11 protein-coding genes and 1 pseudogene are annotated in these 15,287 nt (G+C 52.8%); 9 read left to right on the top strand and 3 right to left on the bottom strand.

The genetic code is table 11. From position 1 onward, the window contains the following. Positions 1-34: 34 nt before the first annotated feature. The 3 genes from ebgA (at position 35) to BSPA111_RS01695 (ending at position 5,137) form a co-directional block, all read left to right on the top strand. Positions 35-3,106, top strand: coding sequence for a beta-galactosidase subunit alpha (ebgA, locus tag BSPA111_RS01705; RefSeq protein ID WP_183269495.1), 3,072 nt, complete (start codon positions 35-37; stop codon positions 3,104-3,106). Positions 3,107-3,116: 10 nt separating this feature from the next. After that, positions 3,117-3,569, top strand: coding sequence for a beta-galactosidase subunit beta (locus tag BSPA111_RS01700; protein ID WP_183269494.1), 453 nt, complete (start codon positions 3,117-3,119; stop codon positions 3,567-3,569). A gap of 71 nt (positions 3,570-3,640) precedes the next feature. Next, positions 3,641-5,137, top strand: coding sequence for an amino acid permease (locus BSPA111_RS01695; protein WP_183269493.1), 1,497 nt, complete (start codon positions 3,641-3,643; stop codon positions 5,135-5,137). Positions 5,138-5,219: 82 nt separating this feature from the next. Here the strand turns inward: BSPA111_RS01695 and BSPA111_RS01690 are convergent, their stop codons facing one another. Next, the gene (locus tag BSPA111_RS01690) at positions 5,220-5,657 is read right to left on the bottom strand and encodes a hypothetical protein (RefSeq protein WP_183269492.1); all 438 of its coding nucleotides are present in this window, start codon (positions 5,655-5,657) and stop codon (positions 5,220-5,222) included. Between the two features lie 599 nt (positions 5,658-6,256). On the opposite strand from BSPA111_RS01690, the gene BSPA111_RS01685 reads away from it, so the two are divergent. Together BSPA111_RS01685 and BSPA111_RS22555 are read left to right on the top strand one after the other, a co-directional pair. Continuing rightward, positions 6,257-6,934, top strand: a complete 678-nt coding sequence (locus BSPA111_RS01685) for a hypothetical protein (RefSeq protein ID WP_183269491.1) — start codon at positions 6,257-6,259, stop codon at positions 6,932-6,934. Positions 6,935-7,126: 192 nt separating this feature from the next. Next, positions 7,127-7,354 (top strand): annotated as a pseudogene (locus BSPA111_RS22555) (5-methylcytosine-specific restriction endonuclease system specificity protein McrC); the annotation flags it as partial. Positions 7,355-7,378: 24 nt separating this feature from the next. Here the strand turns inward: BSPA111_RS22555 and patD are convergent. Both patD and BSPA111_RS01675 read right to left on the bottom strand, forming a co-directional pair. Beyond that, on the bottom strand, positions 7,379-8,806 hold the full coding sequence (gene patD, locus BSPA111_RS01680; protein WP_183269490.1) for an aminobutyraldehyde dehydrogenase: 1,428 nt from the start codon (positions 8,804-8,806) through the stop codon (positions 7,379-7,381). A 39-nt stretch (positions 8,807-8,845) separates the two neighbouring features. Further along, positions 8,846-10,327, bottom strand: a complete 1,482-nt coding sequence (locus BSPA111_RS01675) for an APC family permease (RefSeq protein ID WP_183269489.1) — start codon at positions 10,325-10,327, stop codon at positions 8,846-8,848. A gap of 353 nt (positions 10,328-10,680) precedes the next feature. Here BSPA111_RS01675 and glaH point away from each other — a divergent pair, with 353 nt between their 5' ends. The 4 genes from glaH (at position 10,681) to csiR (ending at position 15,211) form a co-directional block, all read left to right on the top strand. Beyond that, positions 10,681-11,658: a glutarate dioxygenase GlaH gene (gene glaH, locus BSPA111_RS01670; protein ID WP_183269488.1), complete on the top strand. Its 978-nt coding sequence runs from the start codon at positions 10,681-10,683 to the stop codon at positions 11,656-11,658. 27 nt (positions 11,659-11,685) lie between these two features. Beyond that, positions 11,686-12,954 carry an L-2-hydroxyglutarate oxidase gene (lhgO, locus tag BSPA111_RS01665; RefSeq protein ID WP_183269487.1) on the top strand — a complete coding sequence of 423 codons (1,269 nt, stop codon included), beginning with the start codon at positions 11,686-11,688 and terminating at the stop codon, positions 12,952-12,954. Between the two features lie 23 nt (positions 12,955-12,977). Beyond that, positions 12,978-14,426, top strand: coding sequence for an NADP-dependent succinate-semialdehyde dehydrogenase (gene gabD / locus BSPA111_RS01660; RefSeq protein WP_183269486.1), 1,449 nt, complete (start codon positions 12,978-12,980; stop codon positions 14,424-14,426). Between the two features lie 98 nt (positions 14,427-14,524). Next, on the top strand, positions 14,525-15,211 hold the full coding sequence (gene csiR / locus BSPA111_RS01655) for a DNA-binding transcriptional regulator CsiR (protein ID WP_183269485.1): 687 nt from the start codon (positions 14,525-14,527) through the stop codon (positions 15,209-15,211). Positions 15,212-15,287: the final 76 nt, after the last annotated feature.

Below are 15,287 nucleotides of genomic sequence, written 5' to 3'. Positions count from 1 at the left end.
TGTTATCCCCTACACACGTAATGAGGATGTTGGCGTGAATAACTGGGAAAACATAGACAAACAATCTGAGAATCGGCTGCCACCACGCGCCTGGTTTCATGGCTACGCTAGCGAAGCGCAGGCAAGAACCCTTAATCGGGATGAAAGCCTGGGCTTTATGCTGCTCAGCGGCAAATGGGCGTTTAGCTATTTTGACCATCCTGAAAAGGTTCCTGCTGAGTTTTACCGCGAAGCGATGCCTGAGTGGGGTGAGATCACCGTTCCAGGCATGTGGCAAATGGAAGGCCACGGCAATTTGCAGTACACCGATGAAGGATTTCCTTTCCCGATTGATGTCCCTTATGTTCCCACCAACAACCCAACCGGTGCCTATCAGCGCCAGTTTTCACTCACCGCTGAATGGCTACAACGTCAGATTATTATCAAGTTTGACGGTGTAGAAACCTACTTCGAAGTGTACGTTAATGGCCACTACGTTGGGTTTAGCAAAGGCAGCCGCCTGAGCGCTGAGTTTGACATCAGCCCATACGTGCAAGCCGGTGAGAACTTACTCTCAGTGCGTGTGATGCAATGGGCTGACTCAACCTATATCGAAGACCAGGATATGTGGTGGATGGCGGGGATCTTCCGCGATGTTTACCTGACGGGTCAGCCTGATGTGCATCTTCATGATTTCACGGTCGTCACTGAATTTGATGAAAACTACGGTGATGCCGAGCTTCAGCTTTCCTGCGACTTACGCAACATTGCGGCGACACCTGCCGAAGGTTATCAACTACTGGCGCAACTTTTTGACGGCGAGAAATGCGTCGCGCAACAGCAACACGATGCGCTGTCTGTTCACAGCGACTCGCGCTGCCAGTTCGCCATACCGGTTAAAACCCCTAAACAGTGGAACGCAGAACATCCCAATCTCTATCTGTTGCTGCTGACGCTGCGCGATAACCGTGGCGAAATCGTCGAAGTGGTGCCGCAGCAGGTGGGATTCCGCGATATTAAAGTGCGCGACGGCTTGTTTTACGTGAATGGTCGCTACCTGAAACTGCATGGCGTAAACCGCCACGATCATGACCATCAAAAAGGTCGTGCCATCGATATGGCGCGTGCCGAACGCGACATCATTCTGATGAAGCAGCACAACATTAACTCAGTACGTACTGCCCATTATCCTAACGATCCGCGTTTTTACGCACTTTGCGACCAGTACGGTTTGTTTGTGATGGCCGAAACCGACCTGGAAAGCCACGGTTTTGCCAACGTCGGTGATATCAGCCGTATTACGGATGATTCTGCCTGGGAACAGGCTTATGTCGAGCGGATTGAACGCCATGTGCTGGCCCAGAAAAACCATCCTTCGATAATTATTTGGTCGCTGGGCAATGAATCCGGTTACGGGTGCAACATCCGCGCAATGACGGCGCGTTGTAAGCAGCTCGACCCAACACGTCTTGTGCATTACGAAGAAGATCGCGATGCGGAAGTGGTGGACGTTATCAGCACCATGTATTCACGCGTCTCAATGATGAATGCTTTTGGTGAATATCCGCACCCGAAACCCCGCATCCTGTGCGAGTACGCTCATGCGATGGGCAACGGGCCTGGCGGGCTGGCGCAGTATCAAGCGGTAATCAATCAACATAAAAGCCTGCAAGGACATTATGTCTGGGAGTGGTGCGACCATGGCTTGTTAGTGCATGACGAGCAGGGCCGTGAGCGTTACCAGTACGGTGGCGATTATGGCGATTATCCAAACAACTATAACTTCTGTATGGATGGGCTGATTTACCCTGACCAGCGTCCAGGTCCTGGGCTTCGCGAGTATAAGCAAGTTCTGTGTCCGGTTGCTGTTTATCCCACAGAGAAGAACGATGTCTTGCTGGTGGAGAACCGTTACTGGTTTAGTGCGCTGAACGATATCGAACTACACGTCACTTATCAGGTTGAAGGCGAAATCATCGCGCAGCACACGCTGGCTGCACCGTGTTTACAACCGGGTGAAAAAGAAGAACTCCACCTGAATGCACCATCGCTGCCCGTGGGTGAAGTGTTTATTAATGTTGAAGTCTACAAACGTCACGCCACGGCTTACAGCGAAGCGATGCACCCGCTTGGGCAGTATCAAATTCTGCGTCAGACGGCGGCTGCACGCGAAGCGCTGCCCGTGAAACAATTCAGTGCGCTACTAAGCGAAACGCGCGGGCATCAGCAAGTCGTCAGTGGCACCGATTTTTCCCTGACTTTCTGCCGACTGAGTGGCGAGCTTCTCTCCTGGCGGGTACAGGGAGAAGAGATCGTCGGTCGTGCACCCCATCTCACGTTCTTCAAGCCGACGATTGATAACCATAAGCAGGAGTTTGAAGGACTGTGGCAGCCGTATCATGTGCATCTGATGCAACATCATTTCCGTGCAATGCGACATTCCGCACAAGGTGACGATGTCATCATTGAAGTGGATACCGTGATTGCGCCTCCTGTTTTCGATTTTGGCATGCGTTGTACTTATCAGTGGCGAATTACCCCTGCGGGCCATGTGTCGCTTGAACTGTCGGGAATTCCTTACGGAAATTATCAGGCAATTATTCCAAAAATCGGCCTCGATTTCGGCATCAGCAAGCGTTTCAGTCAGGTTGAATATTATGGCCGTGGGCCGGGTGAGAACTACGCCGATAGCTGCGAGAGCAACCTGATTGGGCGTTATCGCCAGTCTGTTGACAGCCTCTTTGAGAATTACCCGTTCCCACAAGATAACGGTAATCGGCAGCAGGTGCGGTGGCTCACCGTTGAGGATGAAAAGGGTAACGGTCTTTTCATTCAGCCGCGCAAACCCATTAACTTCAGTCTGTGGCCGTATAGCGCTGAAATGCTGCAACAGGCGCAACACATCAACGAGCTTGAGAAAAGTGACTACCTGACGCTCAATCTTGATGATCAAATCCTGGGCTTAGGTTCCAACTCCTGGGGTTCAGAAGTGTTGGATTCGTTCCGGGTTTATCTCAAACCGTTTAGCTACGGTTTCACGATGGTGCCGTTACGTCCGGGGCAAAGCGCTGCATCTCTTGCTGCCTATGATTTCCAGCCGCATTCAGAATGCGCACATTCTTGTTGAGGTACAGGTAATGATTATTTTAAACACCTTAGAAGATTTTAAGCGCATTTATCATGCGGGAAAGAAATGGCAACGCTGCATGGAAGCGATTAATAACCTGAAGAATATCGAACCTGATGTTTGTTATTCCATTGGCGATTCGTTGGTTTATCGCCTGGCGGAAGGGTCTAGCGAAAACACGGAATTATTCGAAGGGCATCGCCGTTATTTTGATGTGCATTATTACCTGACCGGTGAAGAACAGGTTGAAATTGCTGCCAAAAACACCTTAACCCCAGAAATTGCTTATCGCGATGAAAGCGACCGGGAGTTTTTGCGCGGGCAGGGGGCAACGCAGACGCTGGTGGCAGGTAATGTCGCCATTTTTGAAAATCACGAAGCGTACCGATTTTCCACCGGAGAGGGCGTACGGAAAGTCATTTTGAAAGTCACCGTTGAGGAAACCTATTTCCTGAATAAGTAACTTTCGCCACCCGTCCAGAACGTCTGGGCGGGTAAATACAATAAAAATACCCTACACAATGTGGAGTTTCTATGGCTTCGACTAGTAGAAATACAATTGGCAAGTTTGGATTACTGGCGATGACATTTGCGGCGGTGTTTAGCTTCAATAACGTCATTAATAATAACGTCCAGCTTGGCATCGCATCGGCACCGGTTTTCCTGGTGGCCACGCTTATTTACTTTATACCGTTCTGTTTAATCATCGCAGAATTCGTTTCGCTAAACCGTAATTCCGAAGCCGGGGTTTACGCCTGGGTGAAAAGCGCACTAGGGGGCCGTTGGGCATTTATTACCGCGTACACCTATTGGTTTGTGAATCTGTTTTTCTTCACCTCGTTATTGCCAAGGGTTATTGCCTACGCCTCGTATGCTTTCCTCGGCTATGACTATATTTTCACGCCATTAACCACGGCAATTATCAGTATCATCCTGTTCGCTTTCTCCACCTGGATTTCAAACCACGGGGCGAAATTGCTTGGGCCAATGACGTCAGTGACCTCCACGCTGATGTTATTACTCACTTTCTCCTACATCATTCTGGCAGGCGCTGCGGTGGTGGGGGGAGTTGAACCCGCCGACCCGATTAACGTGCAGGCGATTACTCCGCAGTTCAGCTGGGCATTTCTCGGTATTATTGCCTGGATTTTCCAGGCTGCGGGTGGCGCTGAGTCCGTGGCGGTGTACGTCAACGACGTCAAAGGCGGCAGCAAAGCGTTTGTTAAAGTCATCATACTTTCGGGTCTGTTTATCGGCGTTCTGTATACCGTGTCATCGCTGCTGATTAACGTCTTTGTTCACCAGTCTGATTTGCACTACACCGGCGGTACGGTTCAGGTCTTTGGTGGGCTGGCGCAACACTTTGGCCTGTCGACCGTGCTGATGAATCGCTTTGTTGGCATTGTTTCTTTCACCGCCATGTTTGGTTCATTGCTGATGTGGACGGCGGCACCGGTCAAAATCTTCTTTACCGAGATCCCGAAAGGTATCTTTGGTGAGAAGACCGTGAGCCTTAACCAGCATGGTGTACCGACTCGCGCGGCCTGGATTCAATTCCTGATTGTGATTCCATTGATGCTTATCCCAACCGTGGGTTCGGGTAGCGTGCAGGAATTAATGAACACGTTGATTAACATGACTGCCGCGGCGTCAATGTTGCCACCGCTGTTTATCATGCTTGCCTACCTGAATCTGCGCTTGAAATACGACGCCGTAAACCGCGACTTCCGCATGGGTTCACGGATGCAGGGCATCGCGATTGTGAGCGTGCTGATTGTGATTTTCACCATCGGGTTTATTGCGTCAACCTTCCCGACCGGGGCCAGCATTATGACCATCGTGTTTTATAACGTCGGCGGTCTGGTTATTTTCCTTGGCTACGCCTGGTGGAAATACAACAAGTACGAGAAAACCCTGGATGCGAAAGAGCGTTATGAAGCGGATACGCCGCTGGCACAAATCGTTCTTGAACAGCAGCAGGGAAAGCAGGCTGTACCGCAGGCAGGTAATGTCGCGGTAACACGGCAATAATAAAAATGCGGCCCTGAAATGGGGCCGCGTTTTTGCTTTGTAGGATAATTAGGTACCAGAAACATCCATCCTAATAAAACGGCTAAACAGTTTGTTCCCGCAAAAATCTAGGTGTTTTCAAGTCATCGACTAATGTATTCACCAGTCTCATTAGTAACCCCGTAAGAGTGTGCGCCGTTTTTAGTGGTAATGAGTGGCACAACAACATTTGGGTTACCACCTGGCAGTAATCACATAAATCATCAGAATCAGCTAGCCAATGTGATTCAGGAAAATCTGACGGACTATTAACGGAAAGCTGCTCAATACGGCCAGGAGAGAGTGGTTTTTCCAGGTTTTCTTTTAGTGCATCCAAATGGGCATTCAAGTGATGGCATAACGCCGCGCATTCGGCTGGATTATTGCAGTCTATTAATACGTCGGTAAGGAGTTCACAGCGTTCGGCAAGATCAATAACATCGAGTGCTGACGTGTTTACGCTAACGGGTTGGGAAGGGTAAAAATTAATATTACCAGCCATTTTGGCAGTCTCCATGGTAAGCATTAGTTAATGTCCATGGTAATTGCAGGACGCCAATCCTGGCACCTCATACGGAGGTGCGTGATGACTATAAAAGTATTGCTGTATGGATGAAAGCGCGTGTTTTATGACCTGGAAGGCGCTTCGCAAAGTATTTCGGGGAGTTGCATGTAATGAAAATTTCGCTATTTAGCCTTATGTGTACCAGTGTGACTATTACTTGGATGAATCATTTTTAGCTTATATGGTTCGCTCCTGACAGTCAGTTCAGTGCCAGGACCGGACTTTTTGTAGTTCTAGAAATCGCTCATACCGAAGCCTAATTTTTGGGGGCCACTAAAATGATGCGATGGAGATCTCTGAGTCGATTGAAGTCTAAGATTGTTAGGGCTGCAATATAACCCGGTGCCAGAAGGGGACGTATAATAACGCAGTTAAGATTAGAAATAAAAGTACTTGAGGCTCAACGATACATCATTTATAACATGTTGTATTATAATAAAAACTTTAGTAATCTTCCTGTCCTAACAAGGTACGTTAACATTAAAAGGAAACTTTTAAATAAAATGGTAAGGAAAAAAGGTAAAAGGCAACAGAGAATGCCAAAAGACAGCAAAACAAAAATAAAAACCAGATGGAACTCCTTGAGGAATATAAATAAAACCATCCTGTGGTTGGCAACGATAGGTATCTTACCTGTAGTTAGTAGCTACATCTTTGACTTCTTCACGGGAGATGTTCAGGTCAAATACGTTCGTTCTCTGGAACGTGGATATGAGTTTAAGCTCATAAATAATAGTTCTACAGATCAAGTTGTTGAACAATTCCGAATTTCTCCAGAATTTGGCCAGGAAATATTATTCAAAATTAACAAGCACGTTTATGGGACTATTTCTGAAAATAGCGTCACTTTACCGGGGGGGAATTCTACCTATATGCCTGCCTTTGAATACAAGGAAATGAATGGCAATGTATTGGGTGCAAAATCCGAAGTTAGCTTTCGCATACCTCCTCTCACAGCAAGAGATTATATGACCCCAGAGGCTTTAATTGTATATGCTGATTATAGAACCAGTTCAAAAAACAAAGCTATGAATATTATTGAACGAGCTTTGGATTTTCTTAAAATTAGAGACGCCAATACAAGGCAAAAATATCTGGTTGTTGATAATTACTGGACTCCTCTTGCCCAAGGCAATGAAGTTAATGCAATCAAAAATGCCTGTCGAGATGATGACATTTTCTCAAAGTCATCTATATGCAGAGAGCAATTTTAAGAATAATTCGCACCGTTATCTATATCTATATCTATATCTATATCTATATTTATTTTTATTAAAATTATTGATAACGTATTAATTAATGATGATTTTAGGTAGGATCGAATAAGCTATTTAATAACTATTTAGTCCTCAAAGTTGTCTTAGCATCAAAATGTATTCACTCCTTTGAACTTCCGCTCCTCGCTCAAAGCAGACCCACTTTCACTCAAAGCCGCTGGCCTTCTGCTTCATCCTGCCGTTGGCTATATGCTCGATGAGTATGTTGTCACTCAGGGACATAAGATCCATTTTGCTACGGTAGATAGGGCGGTAGATGCCAAAACAATTAAAAGACAATGACGGGAATTAGCCTGGTATTGCGCGGGAGTCGCGGCTGATAGCTTGCCAGTTCATAAAGCAGTGGCTGCAATATAATTTACTATTGCAGCCACGTAGCTGTTATCCGTGCTTAATCATCACATGACGCACCACGGTGTAATCTTCCAGCCCATACATTGACATATCCTTGCCGTACCCGGAGAGTTTCTGCCCGCCGTGTGGCATTTCGCTGACCAGCATAAAGTGGGTATTTACCCAGGTGCAACCATACTGCAGGCGGGCGCTGAGGCGATGTGCGCGGCCCACGTCCCGAGTCCAGACCGATGACGCCAGGCCATACTGGGAGTCGTTTGCCCACGCCAGCACCTGTTCTTCGTCGTCGAATTCTGTGACGCTGACCACCGGGCCGAAGACCTCGCGCTGGATGATTTCATCCCCTTGCTTCGCCCCGGCCAGTAGGGTTGGCTGGAAGTAATAACCTTTGCCGTCGGCTTTGTTACCGCCGGTCACTACCCGAATGTGCGGCAGGGCTTTGGCGCGTTCCACCGCCTCGCTGACGCGTGTCAGATGGGCGGCGGAGCTGACCGGGCCCAGCTCGGTGGTTTCATCGTCCGGGGCGCCCATTTTCAGGCTGGCCACGGCGACACCCAGTTTTTCGACCAGAGTGTTATAGACCTCTTTTTGCGCATAGATCCGGCAGGCCGCCGTGCAGTCCTGCCCGGCATTGTAGAAGCCAAAGGTGCGCACGCCCTCAACCACGGCATCGATATCCGCATCGTTAAAGACGATCACTGGCGCTTTACCCCCCAGCTCCATATGAGTGCGCTTAATCGACGACGCGGTGTGCGCAATAATATGCTCGCCAGTAGCGATAGAGCCGGTCAGCGACACCATGCGCACTTTTTCATGGCCCGTCAGCGGGTCACCCACGGTTTTACCGCGCCCAAACAGCACGTTCACCACCCCGGCAGGGAAGATATCTTTTGCCAGTTCGGCCAGTTTCAGCGCCGTGAGTGGCGTGATTTCCGAGGGTTTGAGAACCACGCAGTTACCCGCAGCCAGCGCCGGGCCCAGCTTCCAGGCGGCCATCATCAACGGGTAGTTCCACGGGGCGATCGACGCCACCACGCCCACCGGATCGCGGCGGATCATTGAGGTGTGACCTTCCATGTACTCTCCTGCGGCAAGCCCGTTCAGACAACGGGTAGCACCGGCGAAAAAGCGGAACACATCGGCGATGGCCGGGATTTCATCGTTAAGCACGCAGTGCAGCGGTTTGCCGCAGTTTTGCGATTCCAGCCGGGCAAAGGTTTCGGCATTCTGTTCAATCACCTCCGCCAGCTTCAGCAGGTACTCAGAACGCGCTTTTGGCGTAGTCTGCCCCCACTGCTGGAACGCGCGATCGGCAGCCTGTACAGCCGCATCGACCTGGGCAGGTGTGGCTTCGGCAATCTGCACCAGCACCTCGCCAGTTGCCGGGTTATAGACGGGCTGCAGCTCACCTTCGCCCGCCACCAGTTCGCCATTAATCAATAAGTTGTGTTGCATAGCCGACTCCATTGATGATCGTTGTTATGTCTGAGTAAGTTACAGAGATTGTTCCGCCTTCAGGCGTTTGGCATGTTCGATGGCATCGTTTTCCGGGGCGTTTGACCGCCCGAACGGCCGTGACAGCGTCATGTACACCAGCCCGGATATCACCACCACCGCCAGCCCAACCAGCACCGTCCAGCGGTCGATAAAACTGCTGCTCTCGGCAGGTTGCGCCAGCAGCCAGATCCCACACAGGCCATAGGCCAGCGCCAGCACGTTAACCAGCATTCCCCAGCCGCCCACGGTCCACTCCCCGGCAGGTTTCCAGCCTTTCAGGCGCTGGCGCAGGGCAGCCAGTACCACCATCTGGAAGGAGATGTAGATCCCGATAACCGCAAAGGCGGTGATGCGCGCCAGGTTATCCGGCTGGACATAAACCCACACGCAGATGGTCACCGGCAGCAGGCAACTGACGATCATCGCGTTGTCCGGCACGCTGTTTTTCGACAGCTTCGACATCCAGGTGCTACCCGGTAGCATCTGGTCGCGGGAGAAAGAGAAAATCAGGCGACTTAACGCAGCCTGCAGCGACAGAATGCATGACAACATGGCAATCACCGCGATGATGATAAACACCATGGCGCCGGTTTCACCGAGGGCTTCGTTGAGGATAGCCGGGATCGGATCGGTGATTTTGCCGTTGACGATATTCATCAGATTGGGTGATGCCAGCAGGTAGCCGAGGATAGATACCATCGCAGAAAGCGCACCAAACACGATGCTGAGGATCATCGCAATTGGGATTTTTTTGCTCGGGTTTTTCACCTCTTCCGCCACGTTGCCGCAGGCTTCAAAACCGAAGAACATGAACAGGCCGATCAGCGCCGCCGCCATAAACGCGGGCTGGTAGCTGCCGTCTTTCGCCAGCACGCCCATGGAGTCAAACACCACCGAGAACGGCTGCGCGCGATGGAACAACAGTAGATAAATCCCCAGTGCAATGACGCTGACGATTTCACACCAGAAGCCAATACGGGCGACCCGGGCGAGGTTTTTGGTGCCGGACATGTTCACCGCCATCATCAGCAGTAACAGCACCACCGAGGTGATCAGCATGTTACCTGCCGAGATCCCATAACCGAACAGCGAGCCGACGAAGGTGGCGGTGTATTCCGCCACCGAGGTGATGGTGACCACCAGCGCCCACAGGTAAATCCAGGCGGCGATCCACGCATATTTTTTGCCCCACAGGCGGCGCGCCCAGGGGTATAACCCGCCGGTAATCGGGTACTGGGAAGCCACTTCGCCAAACACCAGCGCCACCAGTAGCTGCCCGCAGGCCACAATAGGGATCCACCAGATCGCCGGTGGCCCCGCCAGCGTCACGGCCAGTGCAAACAGGGAATAGACAGCCGTCAGCGGAGAGAGGTAGGTGAACCCGAGTGAAAAGTTAGAGATGAGTCCGATGGAGCGGTTAAATTGCGGTTTATTATCGCTATGAATTGCTTCACTTTTCTTGCCAGAAGTCTGTTCCATACGTTTTTCTCTGTGTTGTTGATGTGTCGCAGGTAACACGGATCAAGGTATAGAGGAGCGCCAGGAGGCCGTACAGTCTCGCCGTCGCAATTTGTTAAGATTTGTGTGGATATGTCACGTTTTTGTTGCTGTTTTTCTGCTTTTTCCGTGAGGCTTATCACGCTATCGCCTTTGAATCGACAGAAAACCGCGTTTTTTGCTCCCTTTTCATGCTCGTTTTTTACACCTGCGTCACAAAATTTAAACAATTTGAGCGATATATGCCCATTTCTCAAAAATGTAGATATTTTTAATTTATGGCTACGAAATGCACTGCCCTGTCTCCTGAAGACTTTCTGAGAGGATTGATTCTGATGAATGCACTTACTGCCGTAAAACAGCCTGACGATGCGTTATCCCGTACTATCACTGGTTTCAGTATCGCGCCATCCGTGCAGTCTCCGCGTCTGCTGGAACTCACGTTCTCCGCAGAGGTCACCCAGCAGTTCCTGCGGGAGGTAGAGCAGTGGCCCGTGCAGGCGCTGGAATACAAATCCTTTCTGCGTTTCAAAATCGCGAAGATCCTCGACGACATGTGCTGCAACCAGCTCCAGCCGCTGCTGCTGAACACGCTGCTCAGCCGTGACGAAGGCGCCTTGCTGATTAACGCGGTGGGAATCGATAACGTCGCTCAGGCAGATGAGATGGTGAAGATTGCCACCGCCGTGGCGCACCTCATCGGGCGCTCCAATTACGACGCCATGAGCGGCCAGTATTACGCCCGCTTTGTGGTGAAAAACGTTGATAACTCAGACAGCTACCTGCGCCAGCCCCATCGCGTGCTGGAGCTGCACAACGACGGTACCTTCGTGGAGGAGGTGACCGACTACGTGCTGATGATGAAAATCGACGAGCAGAACATGCAGGGCGGCAACTCCTTGCTGTTGCACCTCGACGACTGGGAGGGTCTGGATCAGTTCTTCAGCCACCCGCTGGCCCGCCGCCCGCTGCGCTGGACCGCGCCGCCGAGTAAAAACGTCACCGCGGATGTGTTCCACCCGGTGTTTGACGTCGATCAGCAGGGGCGGCCGGTGATGCGCTATATCGACCAGTTCGCCCAGCCGAAAGATTTTGCCGAGGGCGTCTGGCTCAGCGAACTGTCTGACGCGCTGGAAGGCAGCAAAAACATCCTCTCCATTCCGGTGCCAGTGGGGAAATTCCTGCTGATTAATAATCTGTTCTGGCTGCACGGTCGCGATCGCTTTACCCCACACCCAGATCTGCGCCGCGAACTGATGCGTCAGCGCGGCTATATCAGCTACGCCACCCAGCACTACCAGACGCATCAGTAAGGGTTCACTGGCAAAGGAATTGAGCGGATGTATGATTTTGTGATTATCGGCGGCGGCATTATCGGCATGTCGACCGCCATGCAGTTGATTGAAGTTTACCCGGATGCCCGCATTGCCCTGCTTGAAAAGGAGGCAGGCCCGGCCTGCCACCAGACCGGGCACAACAGCGGCGTGATCCATGCAGGGGTCTATTACACCCCCGGCAGCCTGAAGGCGCAGTTCTGCCTCGCCGGTAATCGGGCTACCAAAGCTTTTTGCGATCAACACGGCATTGCCTATGACAACTGCGGCAAACTGCTGGTGGCCACCTCCGAACAGGAGATGGCGCGGATGCAGGCGCTGTGGGAACGCACCGCCGCAAACGGGCTGGAACGCACCTGGCTAAGCGCCGCGGAACTGCGCGAGCGCGAGCCCAATATCACTGGGCTGGGGGGGATTTTTGTCCCCTCCAGCGGGATTGTCAGCTATCGCGAGGTGGCCGCGGCAATGGCCCAACGCTTCCTGGTGAAAGGTGGCGAGGTGATTTACGGCGCGGAGGTCAGCGCCCTGAAGGAGCACGCCAGCGGCGTGGTCATCCACACCCGCCAGGGCCAGGAGTACGAAGCGGCCACGCTGATCGGCTGCTCCGGGCTGATGGCCGACCGGCTGGTGAGCATGCTGGGCATCGACCCCGGCTTTATTATCTGCCCGTTCCGCGGGGAGTATTTCCGCCTTGCCCCCGAACATAATCAGATTGTGAACCACCTTATCTACCCGATCCCCGATCCGGCAATGCCGTTTTTGGGCGTGCATCTGACGCGGATGATCGATGGCAGCGTCACCGTCGGCCCCAACGCCGTGCTGGCTTTTAAGCGCGAAGGCTATCGCAAGGGCGATTTTTCGTTATCCGATACGCTGGAGATGCTGGGCTCGCCCGGCATTCGTCGCGTGTTGCAGCGCAACCTGCGCTCGGGGCTGGGGGAGATGAAAAACTCATTGTGCAAAAGCGGCTATCTGCGGCTGGTGCAAAAATACTGCCCGAGCCTGACCCTGAAGGATCTGCACCCCTGGCCTGCGGGTGTGCGGGCGCAGGCGGTCTCGCCCGACGGCAAATTAATCGACGATTTTTTGTTTGTCACCACGCCGCGCACTCTGCACACCTGCAATGCTCCCTCACCGGCAGCCACCTCGGCGATCCCGATTGGCGCCCATATTGTGAGCAAGGTTCAAACCTTGCTGGCCAGTCAGCATAACCCCGGGCGTTCTTTGCAGGCAGCCTGTAGTGTGGAAACTGTCTATGCCGCGTTTACCCGTTAATCATTCAGAGACAGGAAACCATCATGCAACTCAACGATCTCAGCTTATTCCGCCAACAAGCCTATATAGAAGGAGAGTGGCGCGACGCACACGGTGGTGAAACAATCACCGTCACCAACCCGGCGAACGGCCAGCCTCTGGGCAGCGTGCCGAAAATGGGCGCCGAGGAAACCCGCGCGGCCATTGAGGCCGCCAACCGCGCTCTGCCAGCCTGGCGCGCGCTCACCGCCAAAGAGCGCGCTACTCTTCTGCGCCGCTGGTTCGATTTGATGATGGCCCACCAGGACGACCTGGCCCGGCTAATGACCCTGGAGCAGGGCAAACCGCTGGCAGAAGCCAAAGGTGAGATCGCCTATGCCGCTTCCTTTATAGAGTGGTTCGCCGAAGAGGGTAAACGGATTTACGGCGACACCATTCCAGGCCATCAGGCCGATAAACGCCTGCTGGTGATCAAACAGCCAATTGGCGTGACGGCGGCGATCACCCCGTGGAACTTCCCGTCGGCGATGATCACCCGCAAGGCCGGCCCGGCGCTGGCGGCAGGCTGCACCATGGTGCTCAAACCCGCCAGTCAAACACCGTTCTCGGCGCTGGCGCTGGCGGAACTGGCGAGCCGCGCCGGGATCCCAGCCGGGGTATTTAACGTGGTGACCGGTTCCGCTGCTGCTGTGGGCAACGAGCTGACCAGCAATCCGCTGGTACGCAAGCTATCCTTTACGGGTTCTACCGAGGTTGGCCGCCAGTTAATGGCCCAGTGCGCGAAGGACATCAAAAAAGTGTCGCTGGAACTGGGCGGCAACGCACCTTTTATTGTCTTTGACGATGCGGATCTGGATAAGGCCGTAGAAGGGGCGCTGGCCTCGAAATTCCGTAACGCCGGGCAGACCTGCGTGTGCGCCAACCGCCTGTATGTTCAGGAAGGCGTCTATGCCAGCTTTGCCGAAAAACTCCAGCAGGCGGTCGACAAACTGCAGCTCGGCGACGGCCTGACCCCAGGCGTGACCACCGGGCCGCTGATCGACAGCAAGGCGGTCGCCAAAGTGCAGGAGCACATTGCCGATGCGGTTGAAAAAGGCGCGCGTATTATTACCGGCGGCAATACTCATTCGCTGGGCGGCAACTTCTTCCAACCCACAATTCTGGTAGATGTGCCTGCCAGCGCCAAAGTGGCAAAAGAGGAGACCTTCGGCCCGCTGGCGCCGCTGTTTCGCTTTAAAGATGAAGCCGACGTTATCGCCATGGCCAACGATACTGAATTTGGGCTGGCGGCCTATTTTTATGCCCGCGATATGAGCCGCGTGTTCCGCGTGGGCGAAGCGCTGGAGTACGGCATTGTCGGCATCAACACCGGCATTATCTCTACCGAAGTCGCCCCGTTTGGCGGCGTTAAAGCCTCTGGCCTTGGCCGCGAGGGCTCAAAATACGGCATCGAAGACTACTTAGAAATCAAATATATGTGCATCGGCCTTTAATTCTCTGATTCTGGTGCCGCTGACCGTAGAAGACGCGCTAAGCTGTCTGCCCCGACATGCAGGTCGGGGCTGTATTGTGAATTTTCAGGAGTATGACCATGACCACTATTTCCCAGGCGACGGCCATCGATGGCTACCGCTGGCTGAAGAACGACATTATCCGCGGCGTTTATCAGCCGGATGAAAAGCTGCGCATGAGCTTGCTGACATCCCGTTATGAACTGGGCGTCGGCCCGCTGCGCGAAGCTCTGTCGCAGCTGGTTGCCGAAGGGCTGGTCACGGTCATTAACCAGAAAGGCTACCGGGTCGCGCCGATGTCCGAACAGGAGCTGCTCGATATTTTTGACGCCCGCGCCAATATGGAGGCCATGCTGGTGCGCCTCGCCATCGAACGCGGTGGCGAAGAGTGGGAAGCGGATCTGCTTGCCCGGATGCATCTGCTGAACAAACTGGAATCACGCCATGCCAGCGAAACCATGCTGGATGAGTGGGATCAACGGCATCAGGCATTTCATACCGCGATTGTCGCGGGGTGTGGATCGCAGTATCTGTTACAGATGCGGGAGCGACTATTCGACCTGGCGGCAAGGTATCGCTATATGTGGCTGCGCAAAACGGTGCTGTCGGTGGAGATGCTGGATGATAAGCACGAGCAGCATCAGATGTTGATGGACGCGATTCTGGCGCGCGATGCGGTGAAGGCAGGTGAGCTGATGTATCAGCATTTGCTGACGCCGATTCCGATTATCAGAGGGGCGATGGGAGTGGGGATAATAGAGAGGTGAATGTCAGGGCGGCAACAGCTGCCTTGTGCCAGTAGCGGACGTAGCTAATCGACTTCTACGCGAATGCTCCCACAGC

The organism is Buttiauxella sp. A111, from assembly GCF_014189855.1.
Classification (GTDB): Bacteria; Pseudomonadota; Gammaproteobacteria; order Enterobacterales; family Enterobacteriaceae; genus Buttiauxella; species Buttiauxella selenatireducens.
The sequence above is the reverse complement of the archived record's forward strand: the minus strand, read 5'-3'. Positions and strand labels throughout refer to the sequence as shown.